This is a genomic window from Trinickia sp. (genome assembly GCF_051953955.1).
Classification (GTDB): Bacteria; Pseudomonadota; Gammaproteobacteria; order Burkholderiales; family Burkholderiaceae; genus Trinickia.
In genome coordinates this window covers 1-22,956 of record NZ_JBQCIF010000046.1, presented here as the reverse complement: position 1 = coordinate 22,956, position 22,956 = coordinate 1, and the positions used below count along the sequence as shown (strand labels likewise).

Sequence of the window (22,956 nt, the reverse complement as noted above, 5' to 3'; positions counted from 1 at the left end):
GTCATTCCCCGACCAAGAATACACGCCGGACCGGCACGTGCAGCGACGGCGCGCCGATCGACACCTCGAGACCGGTCACCGCGCGCGCGAGCGGCGCCGCGCCGAACTGCGGCACCTTCAGATTGTTGGCGTTGCGCGCGATTTCATTGGTGACGTCGCCCATCTTCGTCGTCCAGCCGACATTCGGCACGTACATGCGCGCGCTGATCTTGCCGACGCCCGAGATGAGCGGCACCGCGCTCCAGCCGCCGCCCCCGCTCGACGCGCTCAGCGTACGCTGCAATTGGCCGAGCGTCGCGACGGGCGGCGACGCATAGCGCGTGATCCGGCCATCGCGCACCTGATAGCGCACGACCTGCAGGCGCGGGGCCTCGCCCGGCGATTCGAACGCGCGCACGATCTGTAGCCCGTTGCTCGTGGCGGAAACGGCCGGCTGGCCGACTTCGTCGTCGGTCGCCGCCTCGCGCGCATCGACGCGCAGCTGATCGAACAACTGGACGAACACGCGCTCGTCTTCCATCGCGTTCTGAATCGTCTGCCGGCCGCGCATGATTTGGTCGAGCCCCCGCCAGGAGAGAATCGCAACGACGGCGAGAATCGCGATCGCCACCATCAGCTCGATCAGCGTGAAGCCGCGCTGGCGCCGTCCGGCACGTTGGCGGTCAAAGCGCACGATTCGTCTCATTGGCGACCACCGTGACGAGTTGAGCCAAGTTGCCGGCACGCCCGGGCGTCGTCACCGATACCTCCACGCGGCGGAAGATCGGATTCGGCGTGGCACTCACGCGCTCGGTGCAGGTCAGCGGCAGATTGCCTTGCGAGCAATCGAACGTCTGCGTCCCGAGCTCGGGCCACACGCGCGTCAAATGCAGCTCGGCCAGCGCGTTGTCGGCGCTCCATCCGGCCAGCAGGCGCCGGTGCAGTTCCGCCTCGTCATTCGCGAGCATGCCGACGGCGCGCAGCGATGCCGCGAGCGCGACGGCGATGATGGCGAGCGCGACGAGCACCTCGATCATCGTGAAGCCTTGCGTGCGCGCGGCGCGGCGTAAGCGGGGAGAGCGCATCTCAACGCACCTCGTAGCGGCCATTGCCGGTACCCGTGATCGTCGCGCGCCCGACGGACGAGTAAAGCGTGACCGTCACCGCCCGCCCAATGCTTTCGACGCCGAACACGAGGCGACCGGGATGGAGGTCCGAGCCGGGATAGTCGATCGTCACGTCCGTCACGCCGCCTTCCCACTTGCGTTGACGCAATAAATCGTCGCGCAGCAGCGGACGCCAGCCGTCCTCGGTTCGAATGTCGAACCGATAACCGCCGCCGACGGGCTGCCAAGCGATCGGCCGAGAGCGGACTTGCGCCTCGTCCGAGGCCGATTCGAACAGCAGCGCGAGACGCTGCGCCTCTTCGTTCAGATCGGTGCGCGGATTGCGCCGCAGCGACACCGAGGCCAGCGAGACGAGCAGCCCCGCGATGACGAGCACGACCATCATTTCGAGCAGCGTGAAGCCGCGAGCGCGGGCAGGGCGACCTGACGCGGCCCGACCGATCCGCGGACGCGACGAGCCGATGCCGCCGTCGATGGCCATGTTCGAGCGCAATGCTAGCGCGCGGATGCTAGGCACGCGCCGTGCGCGACATGCGGCGCGCTACTGCCATGAGCCGACGTCGGCATCGTTGCCTTCGCCTCCCGGCTTGCCGTCCGCCCCGTAGCTGAACACATCGATCTCGCCGTGCACGCCCGGACTCAGATACTGGTACGCATTACCCCACGGATCGTTCGGCAGACGCTCGAGATAGCCGCCGTCCTTCCAGTTGTTCGGGATCGGCTCGGTCGTGGGCTTTTCGATGAGCGCGCGCAGCCCTTGGTCTTGGGTCGGATAACGCCCGTTGTCGAGCCGATACAGCTTCAGCGCCTGCATGATCGTCCCAATATCCTGCTTCGCCGCGACGCGACGCGCTTCGTCGGGACGGCTCATGATCTTCGGCACGATCAACGCGGCAAGAATGCCGAGAATCGCGATCACGACCATGATCTCGATCAGCGTGAAGCCACGCTGGCGCCGCGCGCGCGGGGCGGCGGCTTCGGTACGACGTTGGTTCAGGAGTTGCATCATTCGCTACCTCGTTCGATGAATGGTCGACGAAGCGCACCGTGCGCGCTTCGCATTGCGCCGCCGATTGTAATGGGGCTGCCCGTCAGGGTTCGCAAAACTCGCAAAGCTCAGAATAGCCCTTACAATGACACGCATGAATACACTTCAAATCCGCCTACTGTCGTTCGCGCTGTTCGCGGTTTTCTGCGCGACGCTCACGTATTGGATCGTCGTGCTCACCGCGCATCCGCCGCCGGCACCGCAAGCTGCCGCCGTCGCGCCGAGCGCATCCGTGGAGGACGCCGCGGCGCTGTTCGGCGGCAAGCTCACGCACGAGGTCAATCGCAACATCAAGCTCGTCGGCATCCTCGCCCTGCGCGAAGGCGCCGCGGCGATCGTCGGCGTGGGCGACGAGCCGGCTCGCGCCATCGCACTCGGCAGCAAGATCACCGACGGCACGACGCTCGCCGAAGTGCACGCCCGCTCGATCATCATCGATCACAACGGCGTGCGCTCGGAAGTCCCATTGGCACCCAACGCAGGCGGCCCCACCATCTACGTGCGTTGAGCCGCGCCGGCGTCCGCACCGCTCGAAGCGCTCGGAATGCCCGCACGGCGCCCGCTGCCGCGCTACTGCACCATGTTGTTCAGATCGATGATCGGCAGCATCACGGCGAGCACGATCACGAGCACGACACCTCCCATCGCCAGAATCAACAACGGCTCGAGCAAGCTCGTTAGAAACATCGTGCGGCGCTCGAGTTCGCTTGCTTCGCCTTCCGACGCACGGTCGAGCATCGTCGTCACATCGCCCGTCGCTTCGCCCGAGCGAATCAAGTGCACGAGCACGGGCGGAAACGTCTTCGTGTTGCCGAGCGCCCGCGACAGCGACGTGCCCTCGCGCACACGCACGATCGCATCGTCGACGTTGTTGCGCATCGCACGATTGTTCAGCGTCTCGCCGGCCGCCTGCAGCGCGCGCAGAATCGGCACGCCGGCTGCCGTCAGAATCGCGAGCGTGCTCGCGAAGCGCACGGTGTTGTAGCCGCGCACGAGCTTGCCCACGAGCGGCGCCGTCAGCAGCCAGCGGTCGAACGAAAGGCGCGGGCCCGTCTGCGACAAAATCGCGCGCGCCGCGTAGACGACGATGACGACGCCGATGAGCACCGCCCACCACCAGTGACGAACGAAGCCGGACAGCGCCATCATCATCACGGTGATGACGGGCAGCTGTTGCTTCGTGGTGGCGAACACGTTGACGACCTGCGGCACGACGTAGCTGAGCAGGAACGTGACGATCCCGAACGCGATCAGCGTGACGATCGCCGGATACGTAAACGCAAGCACGATCTTCTGCGAAAGCGCATTGCGCTGCTCGATGTAATCGGCCAATCGCGAGAGCACGAGGCCGAGCTTGCCCGTGTGCTCGCCGGCCGCGACGAGCGCGCGATAGATATCCGGAAAATCGCGCGGGTGCTGCGCGAGCGCATTGGCGAGCGAATGGCCGCCGAGGACCTCGGCGCGGATCGCCGCGACGAGCTCGCGAATGTAGTCGCGCTCGGCTTGATCGGTCAAGACGGCGAGCGCTTCGTCGAGCGGCAGCCCCGCCGTCAACAAGCTCGCGAGCTGGCGCGTGAGGATTGCCTGCTCGCGCGAGGACAGCTTGCGGCCGAGCGACAGCCGCCGCGTGCGTTCCCCGCGCGCGGCGCTGCCGGCCGGCTCCACCACGAGCGGCGTGAGCCCTTGCGTGCGCAACTGGGCGCGGGCCGAGCGTGCGCTGTCCGCATCGAGCACACCCTTTTGCGCGCGCCCCGCCGTATCGATCGCTTCGAAGCGAAAGGCCGGCATGCGCTATACCCCGCCCGTGACGCGAATCACTTCCTCGAGCGAGGTGAGGCCCGAGGACAGCCAGCGCTCCGCATCCTCGCGCAGCGTGCGCATGCCTTGCGCGCGCCCCGCTGCCAAAATCTCGGCATCGGCCGCGTTGTGATGGATCATCGCTCGGATCGCATCGTCGATGGTCAGCAGCTCGTACACGCCACGCCGCCCCGAATAGCCCGACCTCGCGCACTTGTCGCATCCGACCGGATGCCATTGCGCGCGGCCTTCTTCGACGCGCTCTTCCTTGCACACGGGGCACAGGCGCCGCACGAGCCGCTGCGCGAGCACGCCGAGCAGCGACGACGCGAGCAAGTACGGCTCGACGCCCATGTCGGTCAAGCGCGTCACGGCCGAGGCCGCGTCGTTCGTGTGCAGCGTCGCCAGCACCAAGTGGCCCGTGAGCGATGCCTGCACCGCGATCTGCGCTGTTTCCAAGTCGCGGATTTCACCGATCATGATGATGTCCGGATCTTGCCGCAGAATCGAACGCAGGGCGCGCGCGAACGTCATCCCGATCCGCTCGTTGACCTGTGTCTGGCCGATGCCCGGCAGATCGTATTCGATCGGGTCCTCGACGGTCATGATGTTCGTCGTTGCCGTTTCCAAGCGGGCGAGCGACGCATACAGCGTCGTCGTCTTACCCGAGCCCGTCGGCCCCGTCACGAGCACGATGCCGTGCGGCCGCGAAATCAGTTTGTCGAACTGCACGAGCGTATCGGGCCCCATGCCGAGCGCTTCGAGATTCAAATGCTGCGCGTCCTTTTCGAGCAGACGCAGCACCGCGCGTTCGCCGTGGCCGGTCGGTAGCGTCGACACCCGCACGTCGACGGCGCGGCCGCCCACGCGCAGCGTGATCCGGCCGTCCTGAGGCAGCCGCTTTTCGGCGATGTCGAGCTGCGCCATGATCTTGATGCGCGAGATCAGGGCGCCGTGCAGCGCCTTCTTCGGACGCACGACATCGCGCAGCGTGCCGTCGACGCGAAACCGCACGACCGACGCGTTCTCGAACGGCTCGATGTGAATATCCGACGCATGTTCGCGCGCCGCTTGAGTGAGCAACGCGTTGATCATGCGGATGATCGGCGCGTCGTCCTCGGATTCGAGCAAGTCCTCGACTTCGGGGATGTCTTGCATCAGCCGCGAAAGATCGACTTCGCCCTCCACCTCGCCGACGACTTGCGCGGCGCTGCCGTCGTTGCGCTCGTAGGCTTGGTTGATCGCCTGCGCGAGTTCCTCGGCCGGTAGCCGCACGGCCGTCAGCGCGCCGAAGTTGCGCGCGACCTCCGCGAGCGCCGCCTGGCTCGTGCGATCGCTGATCCACACTTCGATACCCTCGGCGCGCTGATGCGCGACGAGGATCTGGCCGTTGCGGGCGAAGACGTAGGGCACGAGCCGCGCCGCGAGCGCCGAGGGCGGCTGGCGTCCCCCCGACATGCCGTCGATCGAAGAACCCGATGCGTCGCTCACTGCGATGCTCCCGGCGCGGCCGTCTGCGGCTGCTGCGGCGCGCTCTGCGGTGAGAGGGATTGCGGCGGCTCAGGCTGCAGCGGCACCGCCTGCGGTGCTTGTGGGACGGCTTGCGGTGCTTGCTGCGGCACGGCCTGCGGCTGGGCGGCCGGAGGCTGCGGCTGCGGCTGCGGTTGAGAAGGCGCCGGCTGATGCGTCATCTGCCTCAGATCGAACAGATTCGCCGCGGGTGCCGCACCCTGGCTCGGGCCGGCCGGCATCGGCGGCACCACCGGGAAGTCCTTGTCGCGCATGACGTTGTTGTCCGAGCGATAGCCGTCCGTCAATCCCTGCACGTAGTTGTAGCGGTTGGCCGTGATTTCCTGCGCGGTATCGCTGTCGCCGATGATCACGGGGCGCAAAAACACCATGAGGTTGGTTTTCTGCCGCTGCTTCGTTTCCGAGCGGAACAGCTGACCGATCCACGGGATGTCGCCGAGCAGCGGCACCTTGCTGTTCGAGACCTGATAGTTGTCCTGCATCAAGCCGCCCAGCACGATGATCTCGCCGTTGTCCGCCAGCACCGTCGATTGGATCGAGCGGATGTTGAACGTCGGGCCCGGCGAATTCGTGGTTTGGCTCGCGATGTTGCCGACGACCGATGAATCTTCCGTGTAGAGCTGGAGCTTGAGGATGCCGCCGGCCGTGATTTGCGGCCTCACGTGCAGCGTCAGGCCCACGTCGCGGCGGTCGTACGTGTTGAACGCCGTGCCGGCCGTGCCCGTCGTCAAGCTTTGATACGAACCCGTGGGAATCGGCACGTTCTGGCCGACGACGATCTTCGCGTCCTCGTTGTCGAGCGTGATGAGGTTCGGCGTCGACAACACGTTCGCATCGCTCACGCCGGCAAAGTATTGGAGCAGCCCGCCGAGGCCTTGCACGCCGAACATGTCGTGCAGCCACCCGATGTTCAGCCCCTGAGTGAGGGTGGTCGGCAGCGACGCCACGCCCCCGCCGTTCGCGGCCGGGGCCGCCAGCCCCGCCGTCACGCCGAGGATGTTCGAGCTCGCGACGTTGCCGGCCGCGCTGGCGAGATTGGTGCCGGCCAATAGGTTGCCGCTCGCGACCTGCCACTGAATACCGAGATTGCCGGCACGGGTGGAGTTCAATTCGACGACGAGCGCTTCGATGTAAACCTGCGCACGGCGCTTGTCGAGCTGATCGATCACGGAGCGCAGATTCCGATAGACCGGGTCCGACGCGGTGATGATCAGCGAATTCGTGGCTGCATCGGCCTGGATCATGCCGCCGGGCTGATTGTCGTCGCTGCTCTCGCCTTGCTTGTCGCCGAAGCCGCCGTTGTTGCTGCTGCCACCCGCGCTGCCCAAACCGCCGCTGCTCGAGTTCGATAGGGAGCTGCCGCCGCCGAGCGAACTGCCGCCGCCCGCATACGACGAAGGCAGCGGCGGGGTGCCGCTCGTGCCCGTCGACGTCGAGCTTCCACCCGAATTGCCTTGGCTGAACGCGCTGGCGTTGCTCGACTCGGCGCTGTTGCCGGAGCTTCCCCCCTTGCCGAGCATTCCCCGCAGCGTCTTCGCGAGCGTGACGGCACTCGCGTTGCGGAGGTGGACGACGTGCATGTTGCCGGGCTCGGAGCTCGGCGCATCGAGCTGCTGAACGAGTTTTTTCGCCGCTTCGAGCCGCGCTCCGTTCGATGCGCGCAGCATGAGCGAGTTCGTGCGGGCATCCGCGAGGACCGACACCTTCAGCGTGGCGTCGGTGCTGCCGATCGTGCCCGGATCCAAGAGCTTGGCCAACTGCGGCTCGAGATCGAGCGCATTCGCGTTCTTCAACGGCACGACGACGACCTGCTGTCCCGCCGCGTTGTCCACGCCGGCGATGATCGCGGCGATTCGGCGCACGTTATCGGCATAATCGGTCACGACGAGCGTGTTGTTGGCGGGATAAGCAGCAATCGTGTTGTTCGGCGAAATCAGCGGCCGCAGCACGGGCAGCAGGTTGTTGGCCGATTCGTGATGCAGTTCGAATACCTGCGTGATGACTTGATCGCCGCGCGCCTGCGGCTTGTTGCCCACGTAGGTCGGCGCGCCTTGCAGCTTCGCGTCGGCTTCGGGCAGCACCTTGAGCACGCCATGATCCTGCACGAGCGCGAACCCTTGCATGCGCAGCGCCGCTTCGAGCGTCTTCAGCGCTTGCTCCTCCGGAACCGGGTTTTCGGACACGAGGTTCAGCTGCCCCTTGACGCGAGGATCGACGATGATCGTCTTGTTCGTCGCGGCGCCGATCGCCTTGGCCACCTGATCGATGTCCGCGTTCACGAAGTTCAGCGTGACTTCGGCGTGCGCGGCTTGCGCGGTCATGAACCCGGCCATCAGGAGCGCGGTAGCGATGCGGCGCAGTGCCATACGATTTCTTGTCATGGAAGATAGGTTCAATGCGAAAGTGCCTGCCAGAGGCGATAGCGGCACGCGAAAACCGATCAGCCCGCTCGGTATCGATATCGGTGTCAGATGTTCGTTTCGCCTCTCAAGAAGACGAACATTAGCAGTTTTTTGTGTCCGATTAATCACGAAGCCTCGAACAACGCTTCGCTTTTAGGTCAGAAAATTCTCGATTAAGACGATCGCGCCGGCAAGTCCACGATAATCTGCACGGCGTGCACGGCATGCCGTACCCCTTCCGTCGGCCAAGGGATCGGTGATGTCGGACGGCATGCTGCGGCAGTCGATCTGCACCCGGTATGATACGGGCGAATAATTCGACTGAATCGAACGGCAGGCTCGGGTTTTCCCGAGCCTGCCCGCGCAGCGCTCGACCTGGCCGGGACGAGCGGCGCGCGTCGCGAAATAAAAGGGTAGTTCCGTCGAAGAAGGCTCTCGAACGATGAAACGGACAGTTCTTTTCTTGGCAGCGTGGCTCGCGTCGTTCGCGTGCGCGAACGCGCGCGCGGACTGCTTCGACGAAGCTGCGCGCTACCAGAAGGTCAACCCGCTGATCCTGCGCGCGATCGCCTGGCAAGAATCGCACAACCATCCGGATGCCTTGCACAAGAACGCGAACGGATCGACCGATTACGGGCTCATGCAGATCAACTCGATCCATCTGCCCCGGCTGGCCCAATACGGCATTTCCACCGACACGCTGATGGAGCCCTGCAAGAGCGTCTACATCGCCGCTTGGCATCTGCGGCAAAAGATGAACAAGTACGGCAACACCTGGGCCGCCGTCGGCGCATACCATTCCGAAACGCCATCCTTGCGCGACCATTACGCGCATCAAATCATCGAGATCCTCTCGCACTGGAAGCTGCTGCAGGCGCAGCGCTGAGCGCCGCGCGGCACGCGCCGGCCGGCGCTGCCGGCTTACCGCGGCTCGGATGGAGCCCGGGCGTTTGGTGCACAATGCTCCCTACGCCTTTCATGCGGCGGCGTTTTCGCGCCGTCGCCTCATCCGATGTCGACTCCAATGAACCATCCGCCTGTGCCCGTCACCGTGCTCTCCGGCTTTCTCGGAGCGGGTAAGACCACGCTGCTCAACCACATTCTCGCGAACCGCGCGGGCCTGCGCGTCGCCGTCATCGTCAACGATCTCGCGGCCGTCAACATCGATGCGTCGCTCGTGAAGGATGCCGCCTCGCTGTCGCACGTCGAGGAACGGCTCGTCGAGCTTTCGAACGGCTGCATCTGCTGCACGCTGCGCGACGACCTACTCGCGGAAATCCACCGGCTCGCCGGCGAAGGCCGCTTCGACGCGATCTTGATCGAATCGACCGGTATCGCCGAGCCGATGCCGATCGCCGAAACGTTCGCGTTCACCGACGACGAAGGCCGGACGCTGGCCGACGTCGCGCGGCTCGACACGATGGTGACCGTGGTGGACGCTTTCAATTTCTTGCGCGATTACGCGTCGGCCGAAGCGCTCGCCGAGCGTGGCCTCGCGGCGAGCGAAGACGACGATCGAACGATCGTCGAATTGCTGATCGAACAGATCGAATTTTGCGACGTGCTCGTCGTCAACAAGGCCGATCTCGTCGATGCCGACGCCCTCGTGCGGCTCGAACGCATCTTGGCGCGGCTCAATCCGCGCGCGGTTCAGATCGTGAGCCGCTTCGGCAACGTGCCGCTCGCCGAACTCATCGATACGAAGCGCTTCGATTTCGAGGCGGCGGCCGGCGCGCCCGGCTGGCTCGCCTCGCTCGAGCACGGCCACGATCATGATCATGACCATGAACACGGTCATTCGCACGTCAGCGAGGCCGATCAGTACGGGATCGGCAGCTTCGTCTACCGCGCGCGCCGGCCGTTTCATCCTCAGCGTTTGTGGGCGCTGCTGCACGAGCAATGGCAGGGCGTCCTGCGCAGCAAGGGATTTTTCTGGCTCCCCACGCGCAACGACGTGGCAGGCTCGCTCTCTCAGGCCGGCGGCGTGTGCCGTCATGGCCCGGCCGGCATGTGGTGGGCGGCTCAGCCGCGCGACGAATGGCCGGAGGACGACGAGCTGCGCGAGGAAATCGCGGCCGATTGGCATGGCTCGCCCGATGACGCGACGATCGGCGACCGCCGACAGGAACTCGTGCTGATCGGTGTTTCGCTCGATGCCGAGCGCTGGCGAGCGAAATTCGACGCGTGCCTGCTGACCGACGACGAATACGCGCTCGGCCCCCAAGGCTGGGCGACCCTGGCCGATCCGTTCCCGGCCTGGGATCTCGACGCGGACGACCACGAAGGCGACGACGAAGGGCAGATCGTCCATTGATCCAACGCCCACGGACGAGGCCTGGGCTACCGGAGTAAGGTGCTGAAGCACCCACTCCGGATCGCGAAAAAAAACCCGCCGTTGGCGGGTATCGACAAAACGTCAAGCCGGGCCGCATTGGGCCGATACGGGCTCAGCGCTTGTTGACGGCATCCTTGAACGCCTTGCCAGCCGTGAACTTGACAGTCTTGGCTGCCGGGATCTTGATGGTCTCGCCCGTCTTGGGGTTGCGGCCCGTGCGCGCTGCGCGCTTGCCGGAGCCGAAGCTGCCGAAGCCGATGAGCTGCACCGCGTCGCCCTTGGACACTGCCTTCTTGATCACTTCGAGCAGCGTGTCGAGCGTTTCGCCGGTTTGAGCCTTGCTGGCGCCCGTCTGACCTGCGACGGCGTCGATCAGTTCCTGTTTGTTCATTAACGTTCCTCTTTATCAGATTGAAGTGACACGGACAGCGCAAACGCGCCGAATTATACGTACGCAAGCTGTGCCGTCGAGTAGCTGTGGCGAAGCGTGCGCCGCTCGGTCGCGCTGAACCCCCTGGCGCTACGGCCGTGCGGCGCTTGCTATGATAGCTCAGCGCAAACCCAATAACGGCAAGGCTCTCAAAGAATTTAACGCGCGCAAGCCTTGTCGGCGCTGGGTTTGAGCATTGTCATACTCGCGAACCCCTGCTGCCAAGGGGTTCGCGACGTTGGAGCGGTATGTCGTTGGATTTTGCCAACGTTCGCAAAGCCTTGCTGGGCTTGGGTTTGCCGCCGATAGGCAACATCTCGCGCACAAGGATTAGGGTTGCCCCTTAGGTCCGGGCTGCTTGCTTCCCACAGTTTTCGTCTTCCGATGACTTCAACGCTGACCCCCGCCATCTTGGCCTTTCGCGAGGATGGCACGCCGTTTTCCCCGGCTTACGGCGACATCTACCACAGCACGGCAGGCGCTTTCGCCCAAGCCGAGCACGTTTTCCTGGACGGAAACGCACTGCCCGCGCGCTGGCATGGACGGCGCCTTTTCACGATCGTCGAGACCGGCTTCGGCATCGGCGGCAACTTTCTCGCAACGTGGGCGGCCTGGCGTGCCGATCCCGGCCGCTGCGAGCGGCTCGCGTTCGTTTCGATCGAAAAACACCCTTTCAGTGCGCACGATCTGCGCGAACTGCACGCACGCATGGTTGCAGACGCAACGGTTGCTCCGCTTTGCCAGCAGTTGACGCAGTCTTGGCCGATGTTGACGCCGGGTTTGCACCGCCTCGAATTCGAAGGCGGGCAAGTGACGCTGACGATCGCTTTCGGCGACGCGCTCGAGCTGCTGCCCAAGCTTTGGCTGCGCGCCGATGCGTTCTACCTGGACGGCTTCTCGCCGGCGAAGAACCCGGACTTGTGGTCGCCGCCCGTATTCAAGGGCCTGGCGCGGCTAGCGGGCGAAGGCGCCACGCTCGCCACCTACACGTGCGCCGGCGAGGTCCGGCGGGGACTGACGGAGGCGGGATTCGAATGTACGAAGACGGAGGGCTTCGCCGGCAAGCGCGCGATGCTCGTCGGCCGCTTCGCGCCGCGCTGGCGCGTGCGGCGCCACGAACCGCCGCTGCCGTTCGCGACGAACGAGCGCCACGCAGTCGTGATCGGAGCCGGGCTGGCCGGGTGCGCGCTGGCCGATCGGCTCGCGGCACGCGGGTGGCGCGTTACGATCGTCGAGCGCCACGCCCGTGCCGGCTGCGAAGCGTCAGGCAATCCGGCCGGCGTCTTCCATCCCTTGCTTTCGCGTGACGACAGCGTCGCGTCGAAAATCACGCGCGCCGGCTTCGAGCATGCGCTCGCGCGATGGCAAGCGCTCGAGCGCGCCGGCTACGCGTTCGCGCGCACGAGAGCCGGCCTGCTGCAAATCGCCTGCGACGAAGACGAGCTACGCGCGCTCGCACAGGCCATCGAATCGCTCGGGTATTCACCGGAGCTCGTCCGAACGATGTCGACCGCGGAAGCTCGATCGGCGGCCGGCGTGCCCGTCGCACGCGGCGGATGCTTTTATCCGCAAGGCGGCTCGCTCGACCCGGCCGCACTTTGCGCGGCGCTCTGCGCCAATGCCGGCGACGCAATCGCTTGGCGTACCGGCAGCGAAGCCGAGCGCGTCGCGCGCGACGGGGACGCTTGGAGCGTCATCGATAAGCACGCCCAGGTCATCGCGCGCGCGAGTGTCGTCGTCTTCGCCAATGCTCGCGACGCGGCACGCCTGGCCGGCCTGGCGCACACGCCTGTGCGCGTCGTTCGCGGCCAATTGACGCGTCTGCCGGCGGCGGCCGCATCGGGTTTGCGCGTGCCCATCATCGGCGACGGCTACGCCATTCCGCTCACGGATGGCCTGTTGACGGGCGCAACCTATGACATCGACGACACGGGAGATGATCTGCGTGCCGCCAGCCATGCCGAAAATCTCGCGCGTCTCGCACGCTTGTCTCCGGCTTTCGGGACGGCAGTACGCAGCGGCGAGAGCAGCACGCAAGCGGACGCGTGCATCGATCCCGCGGCGTTGACGGGCCGCGTGGCCTTTCGCTGCGTGACGAGCGATCGTCTGCCGATGATCGGCTCGCTTGCCGACGAAGCCGCGAGCAAAGAGCAGGCGGCTTCGCTGCGCGGTGCGTGGCCCCTCGATCTGCCGCGCGCGCCCGGACTTTACGGCAGCTTCGCATTCGGCTCGAGGGGGCTCGTTTGGGCCTCGCTCGGCGCCGAGCTCGTCGCCTCCCAGCTCGAGGGGGAGCCGTGGCCGCTCGAGCGCGATCTCGCCGAAGCGCTCGACCCAGCCCGATATCTGCTACGCGCATTGCGGCAAGGCGCACTCGATCGGGAATGAGTCCGTTGCATGCGGACGATACTCCGGCCTGATCCGCCAAGTTGTCCACCGCAAGATGTGGATAAGCAGGTGAAACCGAGGTGAAATTCGTGTGTGCTCGATGTGGACGCATTCGGGACAACTTGCGCGGCCCTCGCTTCGGCGAAAAGTTATGCCTCGCAAGCCGTGCGCCCCGCACATGCTGCCCATGCGGTTATGCATTCGCCAACGCCTTGATCCGATTCGGTAAACAGGCGTTGTGCACAGCGTGGGGGCGCCTTTGTTAACTGCTACTACGTATACATACGTAAACAGTAAACCCTAACCCACCTCGCACGCTCGCCGGTCCGAGCTGTCCAAGCGCAACGACCGCCTGCCGCGATTCACGGTTGTCCACCCGGATGACTTGCTTAGCTCCACGAAATCGGCCATTTTTCCTCCGCAATACGAAATTACGAGTCCTTTGTACCGGAATGCAGGCTGATCGATGAACAATCGTGCGTGTTGAAGGCAACGTATGGCACAATCCGTGTTCCTTTTGCACAAGTTGCATGGCGGCGCACCGCAGATCGCCTGCGCCGATGGGACGATGTGGATGGCAAGGCCTGTTGCCGAGCCGAGCGTCAGCGTCGCCAAACCTCGCTGCGTCGTGCCGGGCACGCGCCGCGCTCTGCCAGAGCGCTCGGCGGCGCGCATCGCATCGGACACGTTCAATCGCCACGGCAGGCCTTTGCCAAGCCGCCGGCAATCACTCTTTTTCCGTCCGCGTCGCGGCAGATCGCCGCAAGAGCGGATCAGCAAACCACGAGAACGAGCCGGAAGCGGGGCCATGCCTCGCCGGCGCGTCCGTAAAGGAGCAGCTATCAGATGAAATCGGCGTGTTCCTTTCTTCCGCATTGGCCGTTCGTGCCCGACGCCGTGTTTTGGGCCGGGCTCGCCTTGCTCGTCGCGGGACTGCTCGGCGAGCTTTGCTATCGTGCGTGGCGGCTGCCGCGCGTCTCCGGCTATGCCGTGATCGGCCTCATCGCCGGCGCATCGGGCTTCGGCGCGATCAACGTCGGCTCGGGCGGCACGCTGCGCCTTCTGCTCGACGTCGCGCTCGGCCTGTTGCTGTTCGAGCTCGGTAGCCGGCTCGATTTGCGCTGGATCCGCCGAAACCCCTGGCTCGTTGCATCGAGCCTGGCCGAGGCAACGCTGACGTTCGTGCTCGTGCTCGCGGCGCTGCTGTTCGCCCATATCGGCGCGCCGGTCGCAACCGTCATCGCCGCGATTGCGATGTCGACCTCGCCGGCAATGGTGATCCAGCTCAAAACCGAGCTCCGCGCGGAAGGGCAGGTCACGCAGCGTCTGCTGACGCTGACGGCGCTGAACAGCATGTATGCGGTCGTGATCGAGAAGATCGCCTCGGGCTGGCTGCACCAGGAGGTCTACGGCAACGTGTTCGCCACGATCATCCAGCCGCTGTACCTGCTCATCGGTTCGCTCGTGCTCGCGTATCTGCTCGCCAAGGCCTGCACGTTCTTCTATCGTTCGATGCAGGTGCAGGACGAGCATTCGTTCGTCGCGCTGTTCGGCCTCGTGCTGCTGGCCATTGCGATCGCGCACTTGTTCAACCTATCGACGATCCTGAGCCTGCTCGCCGCCGGCATCATCGTGAAGAATCTCGAGGCGAAGCCGCAGCTTTGGCCCGAGCATTTCGGCACGGCCGGCTGGCTGCTCACGGTGATCTTGTTCGTGCTCACGCTGACCGCGTTCGAATGGCGCGACATCGCCCTCGGCGGCGTGGCGGCGCTGCTGCTCATCGTCGCGCGCTTCGTCGGCAAGCTCGTCGGCGTGCTCGCGTTCGCCAAGCCGAGCGGCATCGGCTGGAAGCAGGGGGTAGCGCTCGGCTTGTCGCTCTCGCCGATGTCGGCGCTCGCCTATTTGCTCGTCGACGATACCTACGCGCTGTACCCGAGCTTCGATCCGACGCTGCGTGCGGTCGTGATGTGCGCCGTCGTCGTTCTGCAATTGGTCGGCCCCTGGCTCGTCTACCGCTCGCTCGCGCTCGTCGGCGAGCGGCGCGCGTAAGGCCGCTCGCAAGCCCGAATGGGCCCACCCCCCATCGGCCAGCCGAAGGAAAAAACATCATGGCACTTGAACCGTTCGTCAATTCCAAGCCGTTCACGTTCGGCGTCGAGCTCGAGATCCAGGTCGTCAACACGCATGACTACGACCTGACCAAAGCCGCCTCCGATCTCATGCGGCTCGTCAAGGATCAGAAGATTCCCGGCAACATCACGCCTGAAATCACCGAGAGCATGATCGAGCTCTCGACGGGCATCTGCAATTCGCACGAGGAAGCGCTCTCGCAACTGCGCACGCTGCGCGATACGCTCGTGTCGGCAGCCGACCACCTCAATGTCGGCCTGGCCGGCGGCGGCACGCATGCGTTTCAGCAATGGAGCGAGCGGCAGATCTTCGATGCGCCGCGCTTTCAATACCTGTCGGAGCTCTACGGCTATTTGGCCAAGCAGTTCACCGTGTTCGGGCAGCACGTCCATATCGGCTGCCCCGATCCCGACAGCGCGCTGTTCCTGCTCCATGCGATGTCGCGCTTCATCCCGCACTTCATCGCCCTGTCGGCCTCGTCTCCCTATGTGCAGGGCGTCGATACGGGCTTTCACTCGGCGCGGCTCAATTCGGTGTTCGCGTTTCCGTTGTCGGGCCGCGCGCCGTTCGTGCTGACCTGGTCGGGCTTCGAGGAATATTTTTCGAAGATGGTGGCAACGGGCGTCGTCAACAGCATGAAAGACTTCTACTGGGACATTCGGCCCAAACCCGGTTACGGCACGATCGAGGTGCGCGTGATGGACACGCCGCTGTCGGTCGACCGCGCCGCGGCCATCGCCTGCTACATCCAGACGCTCGCGCGTCATTTGCTCGTCGATCGGCCGTTCATGCCCAAGGAGGACGATTACCTCGTCTACACGTTCAACCGGTTCGAGGCCTGCCGTTTCGGGCTCGGCGGGACGTGCATCAATCCACAAACCGGCGAGCGCCGCCCGATATTCGAAGACATTCTCGAAACGCTTCGCGTGATCGAGCCGCATGGCGATGCGTTGCAATCGTCGGCGGCATTACGCGAAATCGGCAACATCGCGAAAGGCCAAGTCAACGATGCAACATGGTTGCGCGGCATCGTCGCGAAAGAGAAGTCGCAGCACGAAGCCGTTCGTCAGCAGTGCATCCGATGGCGTGGGGTTTAGCTTTTTACGTTAACAACGTATACATACGTAGTAGTAGTTAACAAGGCGCGGAAGCGTCTGTGGAAAACTTGATTTTTCATTGGCGCTTCAAGTACCTGCGCGAGAGATAACCATACGGTTCTCGCGTGCGGAACCGGCATGAGCCGAGGGCAACTCAAGCGGCATTTCGATTTGCCGCGACGTTATCCAGAAATGCCGCACAATCGGTTCGACCCGTTATACATGGGTTATCCACAACGACCTCTGAATAACTTAGCTGTACTATTTGCCTTCGTCGCTTAAAATGGCGGGTCTGCCGTATCGCGCGTCATACCGATGACGCGGCGTCGGCGTAAAACATATGCGCTGTCGCCGGCTCGAGAAGGCGAGCCTCGTGCCGGCCGGCCGACGGCAGTGCGAACGGGCGAGGCGCTTCCGAAATAGTAAAATCGGCACGCGCGAAGACAAAAGTGTGCCGTCTCACGGGCTGCCATGGCGCCACGAGGCAGGCGAGGGCAGGCAAGCGGATCAGCAGCGGCATGCTGTCAACGGCGAAATAGCGAACTGAGACTATGAGCGAAGGTGTACACGGAGAGCAGGCGACCGGGCGCGTGACGCACAGCTTGCTGCGGTTGAGCACGGCGATGCGCAGCCAAGCTTGGGAATGGGCCGAAAGCGCAGGGCTCACCCCGACGCAGGGCGAGATTCTCGTGCTGCTGATGCAGCGCAAGCATCCGTTGCGGCTCGGCGAGATCGCTCGCGAAACGGCGCTCACGGCAGCCACGGCGAGCGACGCCGTCAGCACGCTCGAGGCGAAAGGCCTGGTCGAGAAGCGCCGCACGACGGAAGACGCCCGCGCATTGGCCGTCAAGCTCACCGCGCGCGGCCGTTCGGCGGCCAAGCGCGCGCAGCAATGGCCCGAGTTTTTGGCCGAAGCGATCGGCACGCTGCGCAACGACGAGCAAGTGCTGTTCTATCGCACGATGATCAAGATGATTCGTCAGCTAGAAATGCAGGGCGACATTCCTTCGCATCGCATGTGCGTGACGTGCAAGTACTTCGAGGTCAGCAAGAATCCGAAGAAGGCGGCGCATCGCTGCGCGGCGCTCGATCTGGCGATCGGCGACGTCGACTTGCGGCTCGACTGCCCGGTCCAGGAGGAAGCTGATTCGTTGACGCAAAAGAAGGTCTGGAAGATCTTCGCACAAGCGGCCGTCTAATCGGCCCGGCGGATCTCGGCGCGCCCCGCGCATAGGGCATTCGGCAACGGGTGGGACGTGCTTGCCCTCGCGCGATGAACGAAGATCGCGCAAATTCGTACGAGCGACGTTGAACGAAGCTGCCGTCCCCGTGTACGATTGGCGCTTTGTGATGTTGACAACGTCATGGCCTCTCGCGGCGCCCCCTGGGCGCCGTGTTTCCATCCCGCGATCGAAAACGCAATGCCGCTTGCGCGCGGCATCAAGGCTTCTCTGAGGATTTATCGATGAGTTCACGCAAGTTGGTCGTGCGCCAGTCCGGCGTGCATGGCAAGGGTGTATTTGCTGCCGTGCCGTTGAAAGCGGGCGAGCGTCTGCTGGAATACAAGGGTGAGCGCATCTCATGGAAGGAAGCCTTGCGGCGGCATCCGCACAACCCGAAAGAGCCGAACCACACGTTCTACTTCGCGCTCGAGGATGGCCGAGTCATCGACGGCAAGGTCGACGGCAACAGCGCACGATGGATCAATCACTCGTGCGCACCCAATTGCGAAGCGGAAGAGGTCGATGGTCACGTATTCATCCATGCGCTGCGCGACATCGGAGCCGACGAAGAACTGTTCTACGACTACGGCCTCGTGATCGATGCGCGGCAGACGAAAAAGCTCAGGGATGAATATGCATGCCGGTGCGGCGCACGCAAGTGCCGCGGCACGATGCTCGCGCCCAAGCCGCCGAAGGAAGGCAAAAAGAAAAAGAACGGGAAGACTTAGGGCGCCGGCCTATCCGCGTTGCTCGCGTACGGAGGGCTAGTGCCCGGCGAGCGGCACGTGCGGGGTAGCGGGCGGAGCCTGCTCCGCGCTTCGGCTCATTTGGGCCGCGCTTGCCAGCGGAACGCGCAACACGAATCGAGCACCGCCGCCGCCGGCGTCCTCATAGCGCACGCTGCCGCCGTGCAGATTCATGATGTCGTGCACGATTGCGAGGCCGAGACCGGCGCCGGCCTCGACGCTGGCGTCGGCCGTATCTTGGCGATCGCCGCGGAAGAACCGCTTGAATAGGTCGGCCTGCAAGCCCGGCGGCACCCCCGAGCCGTTGTCTTCGACAGCGATCTCCGCCAATCGAGTGCCGTGTTCGTCAGCCGTTTCCGAGACCGTCACGGTCACGTTCGCCCCATCGAGCCGCGCGGAAGGCAGATACTTGAGCGCATTGTCGAGCAAATTGGCAATGACCTCACGCAGCAGCACAGGGTTGCCGCGCACGACGAGCGGTTTGTCGTTCGAAGGCCCGTCCAAGCGCTGAAAGCCCAGATCGACGTGGGCGGCCAGCGCGCGCGGCACCCATTCCGCCCCTGTCTCGAACGCAAGCGCGGCGATGTCCAGTTCCGTAAAGCGCGCCGTTTGGGCCCCCGGCTCCGCTCTGGCCAGCGAGAGCAGCTGGTTCGAGAGCCGCACGGCACGATCGGCCGCCGCTCGCAATTCGCGAACGGCCACGAGCGTTTGGTTCGGATCGCGTGCGTTCGCCGCTTGCTCGGCATGCAGCTTCACGGCCGTGAGCGGCGTGCGCAACTGATGGGCCGCGTCGGCGATGAATTTGCGCTGGGCGTCGAGCGCCGCCTTCAGCCGCACGAGCAGCGCATTCATCGCGCTCGTCAGCGGCTTGATTTCCATCGGCACGTAGGTTTCGTCGACGGGCTCGAGCGACGTGTGCGTCTGCCGATTCAGCGAATCGGCGAGCGCGGTCAACGGATTGAGTTGCTGATTGACGACGCGCCAGACGATGCCCCAGCCCGCGAAGAGCAGCAGCAGCAGCGGCATCATGATCGCCACGAGAAATTCGGCCGCGATCCGATAGCGGTGCCGCAGCGGCTGCGCGACCTCTACGATGATCGGATCACCGGTGGCTTGCAGCACGCGCACTTGCGCGACGCGAACGTGCATGCCGTCGAACTGCGCTTCGAACACGTAGGCCGCCCGCTGCTCGCGCACGCGCGTGCCGAACAGCGGCAAGGCACTTTCTCCGGCGATTTCATGCACACCGTCGCTGATGCGGTAGATGAGCTCATCGCTCGGATCGGAGAACATCGCCTTGGCGAGCGGAGCCACCGTCGAACGCGCGTCAGGGCCCGCGATTTGGATTTGCTTCGAAATCGCGGTAGCCAAGTCGGCCAGCGAGCGGTCGACGACGTGCTGCGTGTATTGCCAGGCGAGCCAATACGCGATGAGGCCGCTCATCAACGCGAGCAGCGACAACGGCGCGGCCAGCCGCCGCAGAAGCGAGCGACGCAAGCTGGTCGCGGCGGCGTGCTGCATGGCGAAGGAGCGTATCGAAGCGGCTTAGTTCAAGACGCTTGGCGGATTTCCTGCAGCAGATAGCCGAAGCCGCGCACCGTGACGATTTCGACGCGGCAGTTTTCGAGCTTTTTGCGGACACGATGCACGTAGACTTCGATCGCCGTATCGCCGAGATCGCCGCCGAAGTGGGTCAGATGATCCTGCAACTGCGCTTTGCTGACGACGCGGCCGTGGCGCAGCAGCAGCATCTCGAGCACCGCGAATTCGCGCGGGGAGAGCTCGAGCGGCTTGTCGTCGTTGAAGATGCGGCGATCGACGCCCGACAGGCGCACGCCGCCGAGCGAGACTTCGGGACGCGGAATGTCGCTGTGGGGGCCGCTGCGGCGCATGACGGCGCGGATGCGCGCTTCGAGCTCCGCGGGCTCGAACGGCTTGAGCATGTAGTCGTCCGCGCCGGCATTGAGCCCTTGTACGCGATCGTTCAATTCGTCGCGCGCCGTGAGCACGATCACGGGCGTGTGACGATTCGACTGCCGAAAGCGCGAGAGCAGCGTCATGCCGTCGATGCCGGGCAGGCCGAGGTCGAGGATGACGAGTTCATGGCGGTTTTGCGTGAGGGCTTGCTCCGCAAAGATGCCGTCATGAACCATGTCGACCGTGAATCCGGCTTGTTCGAGGCTGCTTTGGATGCCGCGCGCGATAGGGCGGTCGTCTTCGATCAGAAGGAGTCGCATGGAATTCGCTCAAGTACAATGGATTACGCATTTCTGGCACGCCGACCGGCGATGCCTTCGCCACACAGCAAAGCGTGCTGCCGCAAGAGAAGCTCCGGCGGGCGCCCCAACGATCACTAACATGTCCGAGATCACGATCAACGAACTCGAAGCGGCGATCAACTTTTGGCGCGCCCGCTCGCCTTCGAGCGGCGACGAGCTCAGCTTGTGCAAGGAGGCTAGCGCACTCTCCAAGCCGTATGCGCTAATGATTGTACAGCGTCGGGCTTCCGTGTCGTCGGATGGGCTCGAGGCCGGCGCGCTCGACGCATGGGAAGCCTACGTGCGCGCCTCGCGCGGGTAGGGCCGCCGCCCCTTATGCGCGCATGCTTCGCGCCGCATCCTCGATGAAGTGGGCAAGGGCGATGTCGCGCTCGGTCACGCCTTGCGCATCGTGCGTCGTCAGTGTGATGTCCACCGTGTGATAGACGTTGAACCACTCCGGATGGTGGTTCATTTCCTGCGCCTTGATGGCCACCCGTGTCATGAAGCCGAAAGCTTCGTTGAAGTCGGCGAACTTGAATTGGCGATGAATCGCGTCGCGGCCCGTGACTGCCTGCCAACCGGTGAGCTGCGACAGCTGAGTCGCCCGTTCCTCCGATGTCAGTTTGTGAACCATTTTGCGCACCTCCTTTCAGTGGGCGATGGGGCGGGATCGAGCCGATCGCGCGCGCGGCGAGCGCACGCTTGCTGCCCATGCCGGTTCGGCCATTTTTTCACAACTGGGGCGCGGCCGCTCAAGCAGGCGAGCGCGCGAGCCCGCCGCCGGTGCGCTCGGCCGCGGTGCCGGTGAGTGCGAGCGTCGGCACGCGGCCCTGTGCGATAATTACGCACGGTTCCGTCTTTCCGTGCGGAAAAAATTCATGCTAGCGCTCGATCACTTCGATTTGGCCTTGCTCGAGGTGCTGCAGCGCTTCGGACGGGCAACGCATCAGCAGCTCGGCGAGCGCGTCCCGCTTTCTCCCTCGCAAATCGGCCGGCGCTTGCAGCGGCTCGAATCGCTCGGCGTCATCGACGGCTACCGAGTCGTGCTGCGGCCCGAGAACCTCGGACTAGGCGTGACCGCCTTCACGAGCCTAAAGCTGAAGCATCACGGCGATTCGATCGTCGAGCAGTTCCAGCAGCAGATCGACGTGTTGCCCGAAGTGCTCGAATGCCATGCGGTCGTCGGCGATGCGGACTATCTGCTGCGGATCGTCGCGCCCGATCTCAATACGTTTTCCTCGTTCGTCATGAAAAAGCTGATGCGCGTGCCCGGCGTCGACAGCGTGCGCTCGAACATCGTGCTGACGACGTTCAAGCGCAACGGCCCGTTGCCGCTCGGTCATCTCGCGCCCGGGGCGCCGACTGTGTAAGCTAGTACGGTTGGGCGACGCGGCGGTTTTCTTACATTCGATGCGGGAGGGGCGCGCCATGATCAGCGAAACGATTGCCGAAGGCGAGTTCGATTATGTGATCGTCGGCGCGGGCACCGCGGGCTGCGTGCTCGCGAACCGGCTCAGCGAAGACGCCGACGTCAGTGTCCTTTTGCTCGAGGCGGGCGGCAAGGACGACTATCACTGGATTCACGTTCCCGTCGGCTACCTCTATTGCATCGGCAATCCGCGCACCGATTGGCTCTATCGCACTGGCGAGGAGGCGGGGCTGAACGGCCGCTCGCTGGCGTATCCGCGCGGGCGCGTGCTGGGCGGCAGCTCGTCGATCAACGGCATGATCTACATGCGCGGACAGCGCGAGGATTACGACGAGTGGGCACGCGTGACGGGCGATTCATCGTGGTCCTGGGACGCCGTGCTGCCCGTGTTCAAGCGCAGCGAGGATCATCACGGCGGCGCCGATCCCTGGCATGGAGCCGGCGGCCCCTGGCGCGTCGAGCGGCAGCGGCTCCAATGGCAGGTGCTCGAAGCGTTTCGCGAGGCCGCGCAGCAGGCCGGAATTCCCGCGACCGACGATTTCAATCGCGGCGACAACAGCGGCGTCGGCTATTTCGAGGTCAACCAAAAGCGCGGCGTTCGCTGGAACGCGTCGAAAGCGTTTTTACGCCCCGCGCTCGAGCGGCCGAACCTCACCGTCGTCACGGGCGCGCAGGTCCAACGCCTCACGTTCGAGGCCAAGCGCTGCACGGGGGTCGTCTACCGCCGTGCAACGGACCCGAGCCCCGGCACGCGTGAGTTCATCGCGCGAGCGCGGGGCGAAGTCGTGTTGGCGTCGGGTGCCGTCAATTCCCCGCAACTGCTCGAGCTGTCCGGCATCGGCAACGGGGCTCGGCTGCAGCGGCTCGGGATCGAGGTTTTGCACGATCTGCGCGGCGTCGGCGAGAACCTGCAAGACCATCTTCAATTGCGGATGGCCTATCGCGTACGCGGCGTGCGCACGCTCAACACGATGACGGCACATTGGTGGGGCAAGGCGCTCATCGCCATGCAATACGCGTTGTGGCGCAAGGGGCCG

Annotated in this window: 22 protein-coding genes; 11 read left to right on the top strand and 11 right to left on the bottom strand. The window is 64.7% G+C overall.

Translation table 11 applies throughout. From position 1 onward, the window contains the following. Window position 1 precedes the first annotated feature (1 nt). From ACTHNZ_RS08985 to gspG, 4 genes are read right to left on the bottom strand one after another with little or no spacing between them, the layout of a single operon-like run. Window positions 2-685 carry a PulJ/GspJ family protein gene (locus ACTHNZ_RS08985; protein WP_440542154.1) on the bottom strand — a complete coding sequence of 228 codons (684 nt, stop codon included), beginning with the start codon at window positions 683-685 and terminating at the stop codon, window positions 2-4. Then, a complete protein-coding gene (gene gspI / locus ACTHNZ_RS08980; protein ID WP_440542153.1) occupies window positions 663-1,064 on the bottom strand; it encodes a type II secretion system minor pseudopilin GspI in 402 nt (133 codons plus the stop codon). Before gspI ends, ACTHNZ_RS08985 begins: the two co-directional genes overlap by 23 nt. A gap of 1 nt (window position 1,065) precedes the next feature. After that, on the bottom strand, window positions 1,066-1,587 hold the full coding sequence (locus ACTHNZ_RS08975) for a GspH/FimT family pseudopilin (protein ID WP_440542152.1): 522 nt from the start codon (window positions 1,585-1,587) through the stop codon (window positions 1,066-1,068). Window positions 1,588-1,647: 60 nt separating this feature from the next. Further along, window positions 1,648-2,112, bottom strand: coding sequence for a type II secretion system major pseudopilin GspG (gene gspG, locus ACTHNZ_RS08970; RefSeq protein WP_440542176.1), 465 nt, complete (start codon window positions 2,110-2,112; stop codon window positions 1,648-1,650). Window positions 2,113-2,248: 136 nt separating this feature from the next. Here gspG and ACTHNZ_RS08965 point away from each other — a divergent pair, with 136 nt between their 5' ends. Beyond that, window positions 2,249-2,662, top strand: coding sequence for a hypothetical protein (locus ACTHNZ_RS08965; RefSeq protein WP_440542151.1), 414 nt, complete (start codon window positions 2,249-2,251; stop codon window positions 2,660-2,662). Window positions 2,663-2,724: 62 nt separating this feature from the next. Here ACTHNZ_RS08965 and gspF read toward each other — a convergent pair whose 3' ends face one another. From gspF to gspD, 3 genes are read right to left on the bottom strand one after another with little or no spacing between them, the layout of a single operon-like run. Beyond that, a complete protein-coding gene (gene gspF, locus ACTHNZ_RS08960) occupies window positions 2,725-3,942 on the bottom strand; it encodes a type II secretion system inner membrane protein GspF (RefSeq protein ID WP_440542150.1) in 1,218 nt (405 codons plus the stop codon). Window positions 3,943-3,945: 3 nt separating this feature from the next. Beyond that, window positions 3,946-5,409 carry a type II secretion system ATPase GspE gene (gspE, locus tag ACTHNZ_RS08955; RefSeq protein ID WP_440542175.1) on the bottom strand — a complete coding sequence of 488 codons (1,464 nt, stop codon included), beginning with the start codon at window positions 5,407-5,409 and terminating at the stop codon, window positions 3,946-3,948. A 29-nt stretch (window positions 5,410-5,438) separates the two neighbouring features. Next, the gene (gene gspD / locus ACTHNZ_RS08950; RefSeq protein ID WP_440542149.1) at window positions 5,439-7,862 is read right to left on the bottom strand and encodes a type II secretion system secretin GspD; all 2,424 of its coding nucleotides are present in this window, start codon (window positions 7,860-7,862) and stop codon (window positions 5,439-5,441) included. A gap of 463 nt (window positions 7,863-8,325) precedes the next feature. On the opposite strand from gspD, the gene ACTHNZ_RS08945 reads away from it, so the two are divergent. After that, the gene (locus ACTHNZ_RS08945; RefSeq protein ID WP_440542148.1) at window positions 8,326-8,769 is read left to right on the top strand and encodes a lytic transglycosylase domain-containing protein; all 444 of its coding nucleotides are present in this window, start codon (window positions 8,326-8,328) and stop codon (window positions 8,767-8,769) included. Window positions 8,770-8,907: 138 nt separating this feature from the next. After that, on the top strand, window positions 8,908-10,197 hold the full coding sequence (locus ACTHNZ_RS08940) for a GTP-binding protein (RefSeq protein ID WP_440542147.1): 1,290 nt from the start codon (window positions 8,908-8,910) through the stop codon (window positions 10,195-10,197). A gap of 133 nt (window positions 10,198-10,330) precedes the next feature. Here ACTHNZ_RS08940 and ACTHNZ_RS08935 read toward each other — a convergent pair whose 3' ends face one another. Further along, the gene (locus tag ACTHNZ_RS08935; RefSeq protein WP_074262967.1) at window positions 10,331-10,609 is read right to left on the bottom strand and encodes an HU family DNA-binding protein; all 279 of its coding nucleotides are present in this window, start codon (window positions 10,607-10,609) and stop codon (window positions 10,331-10,333) included. Between the two features lie 423 nt (window positions 10,610-11,032). Between ACTHNZ_RS08935 and mnmC the strand changes: the two genes are divergently transcribed. The 5 genes from mnmC (at window position 11,033) to ACTHNZ_RS08910 (ending at window position 18,211) form a co-directional block, all read left to right on the top strand. Next, a complete protein-coding gene (gene mnmC / locus ACTHNZ_RS08930) occupies window positions 11,033-13,033 on the top strand; it encodes a bifunctional tRNA (5-methylaminomethyl-2-thiouridine)(34)-methyltransferase MnmD/FAD-dependent 5-carboxymethylaminomethyl-2-thiouridine(34) oxidoreductase MnmC (RefSeq protein WP_440542146.1) in 2,001 nt (666 codons plus the stop codon). Window positions 13,034-13,879: 846 nt separating this feature from the next. Further along, complete coding sequence (locus tag ACTHNZ_RS08925; protein WP_440542145.1) at window positions 13,880-15,082, top strand: cation:proton antiporter; 1,203 nt, start codon at window positions 13,880-13,882, stop codon at window positions 15,080-15,082. Between the two features lie 59 nt (window positions 15,083-15,141). Further along, on the top strand, window positions 15,142-16,260 hold the full coding sequence (locus tag ACTHNZ_RS08920) for a YbdK family carboxylate-amine ligase (RefSeq protein ID WP_440542144.1): 1,119 nt from the start codon (window positions 15,142-15,144) through the stop codon (window positions 16,258-16,260). Window positions 16,261-16,811: 551 nt separating this feature from the next. Continuing rightward, the gene (locus tag ACTHNZ_RS08915) at window positions 16,812-17,459 is read left to right on the top strand and encodes a MarR family winged helix-turn-helix transcriptional regulator (protein WP_440542143.1); all 648 of its coding nucleotides are present in this window, start codon (window positions 16,812-16,814) and stop codon (window positions 17,457-17,459) included. A gap of 266 nt (window positions 17,460-17,725) precedes the next feature. Beyond that, window positions 17,726-18,211: an SET domain-containing protein gene (locus ACTHNZ_RS08910; protein ID WP_440542142.1), complete on the top strand. Its 486-nt coding sequence runs from the start codon at window positions 17,726-17,728 to the stop codon at window positions 18,209-18,211. 36 nt (window positions 18,212-18,247) lie between these two features. Here the strand turns inward: ACTHNZ_RS08910 and ACTHNZ_RS08905 are convergent, their stop codons facing one another. Together ACTHNZ_RS08905 and ACTHNZ_RS08900 are read right to left on the bottom strand one after the other, a co-directional pair. Further along, window positions 18,248-19,750 carry a sensor histidine kinase gene (locus tag ACTHNZ_RS08905; RefSeq protein ID WP_440542141.1) on the bottom strand — a complete coding sequence of 501 codons (1,503 nt, stop codon included), beginning with the start codon at window positions 19,748-19,750 and terminating at the stop codon, window positions 18,248-18,250. Window positions 19,751-19,779: 29 nt separating this feature from the next. Continuing rightward, window positions 19,780-20,466, bottom strand: a complete 687-nt coding sequence (locus ACTHNZ_RS08900; protein WP_115534258.1) for a response regulator transcription factor — start codon at window positions 20,464-20,466, stop codon at window positions 19,780-19,782. 121 nt (window positions 20,467-20,587) lie between these two features. On the opposite strand from ACTHNZ_RS08900, the gene ACTHNZ_RS08895 reads away from it, so the two are divergent. Further along, a complete protein-coding gene (locus ACTHNZ_RS08895) occupies window positions 20,588-20,809 on the top strand; it encodes a DUF3717 domain-containing protein (protein WP_440542140.1) in 222 nt (73 codons plus the stop codon). A gap of 12 nt (window positions 20,810-20,821) precedes the next feature. Here ACTHNZ_RS08895 and ACTHNZ_RS08890 read toward each other — a convergent pair whose 3' ends face one another. Beyond that, complete coding sequence (locus tag ACTHNZ_RS08890) at window positions 20,822-21,124, bottom strand: 4a-hydroxytetrahydrobiopterin dehydratase (RefSeq protein WP_440542139.1); 303 nt, start codon at window positions 21,122-21,124, stop codon at window positions 20,822-20,824. Between the two features lie 244 nt (window positions 21,125-21,368). Between ACTHNZ_RS08890 and ACTHNZ_RS08885 the strand changes: the two genes are divergently transcribed. Both ACTHNZ_RS08885 and ACTHNZ_RS08880 read left to right on the top strand, forming a co-directional pair. Then, a complete protein-coding gene (locus tag ACTHNZ_RS08885; protein ID WP_440542138.1) occupies window positions 21,369-21,860 on the top strand; it encodes an Lrp/AsnC family transcriptional regulator in 492 nt (163 codons plus the stop codon). A gap of 58 nt (window positions 21,861-21,918) precedes the next feature. After that, window positions 21,919-22,956: GMC family oxidoreductase (locus tag ACTHNZ_RS08880; RefSeq protein ID WP_440542137.1), on the top strand; the 1,038-nt coding region annotated here is incomplete at its 3' end.

Bases quoted from the DNA above. Each gene is read 5' to 3' on its own strand.
- ACTHNZ_RS08985 (WP_440542154.1), bottom strand. From the start codon at position 685: ATGAGACGAATCGTGCGCTTTGACCGCCAACGTGCCGGACGGCGCCAG.
- gspI (WP_440542153.1), bottom strand. From the start codon at position 1,064: ATGCGCTCTCCCCGCTTACGCCGCGCCGCGCGCACGCAAGGCTTCACG.
- ACTHNZ_RS08975 (WP_440542152.1), bottom strand. From the start codon at position 1,587: ATGGCCATCGACGGCGGCATCGGCTCGTCGCGTCCGCGGATCGGTCGG.
- gspG (WP_440542176.1), bottom strand. From the start codon at position 2,112: ATGCAACTCCTGAACCAACGTCGTACCGAAGCCGCCGCCCCGCGCGCG.
- ACTHNZ_RS08965 (WP_440542151.1), top strand. From the start codon at position 2,249: ATGAATACACTTCAAATCCGCCTACTGTCGTTCGCGCTGTTCGCGGTT.
- gspF (WP_440542150.1), bottom strand. From the start codon at position 3,942: ATGCCGGCCTTTCGCTTCGAAGCGATCGATACGGCGGGGCGCGCGCAA.
- gspE (WP_440542175.1), bottom strand. From the start codon at position 5,409: ATGTCGGGGGGACGCCAGCCGCCCTCGGCGCTCGCGGCGCGGCTCGTG.
- gspD (WP_440542149.1), bottom strand. From the start codon at position 7,862: ATGACAAGAAATCGTATGGCACTGCGCCGCATCGCTACCGCGCTCCTG.
- ACTHNZ_RS08945 (WP_440542148.1), top strand. From the start codon at position 8,326: ATGAAACGGACAGTTCTTTTCTTGGCAGCGTGGCTCGCGTCGTTCGCG.
- ACTHNZ_RS08940 (WP_440542147.1), top strand. From the start codon at position 8,908: ATGAACCATCCGCCTGTGCCCGTCACCGTGCTCTCCGGCTTTCTCGGA.
- ACTHNZ_RS08935 (WP_074262967.1), bottom strand. From the start codon at position 10,609: ATGAACAAACAGGAACTGATCGACGCCGTCGCAGGTCAGACGGGCGCC.
- mnmC (WP_440542146.1), top strand. From the start codon at position 11,033: ATGACTTCAACGCTGACCCCCGCCATCTTGGCCTTTCGCGAGGATGGC.
- ACTHNZ_RS08925 (WP_440542145.1), top strand. From the start codon at position 13,880: ATGAAATCGGCGTGTTCCTTTCTTCCGCATTGGCCGTTCGTGCCCGAC.
- ACTHNZ_RS08920 (WP_440542144.1), top strand. From the start codon at position 15,142: ATGGCACTTGAACCGTTCGTCAATTCCAAGCCGTTCACGTTCGGCGTC.
- ACTHNZ_RS08915 (WP_440542143.1), top strand. From the start codon at position 16,812: ATGAGCGAAGGTGTACACGGAGAGCAGGCGACCGGGCGCGTGACGCAC.
- ACTHNZ_RS08910 (WP_440542142.1), top strand. From the start codon at position 17,726: ATGAGTTCACGCAAGTTGGTCGTGCGCCAGTCCGGCGTGCATGGCAAG.
- ACTHNZ_RS08905 (WP_440542141.1), bottom strand. From the start codon at position 19,750: ATGCAGCACGCCGCCGCGACCAGCTTGCGTCGCTCGCTTCTGCGGCGG.
- ACTHNZ_RS08900 (WP_115534258.1), bottom strand. From the start codon at position 20,466: ATGCGACTCCTTCTGATCGAAGACGACCGCCCTATCGCGCGCGGCATC.
- ACTHNZ_RS08895 (WP_440542140.1), top strand. From the start codon at position 20,588: ATGTCCGAGATCACGATCAACGAACTCGAAGCGGCGATCAACTTTTGG.
- ACTHNZ_RS08890 (WP_440542139.1), bottom strand. From the start codon at position 21,124: ATGGTTCACAAACTGACATCGGAGGAACGGGCGACTCAGCTGTCGCAG.
- ACTHNZ_RS08885 (WP_440542138.1), top strand. From the start codon at position 21,369: ATGCTAGCGCTCGATCACTTCGATTTGGCCTTGCTCGAGGTGCTGCAG.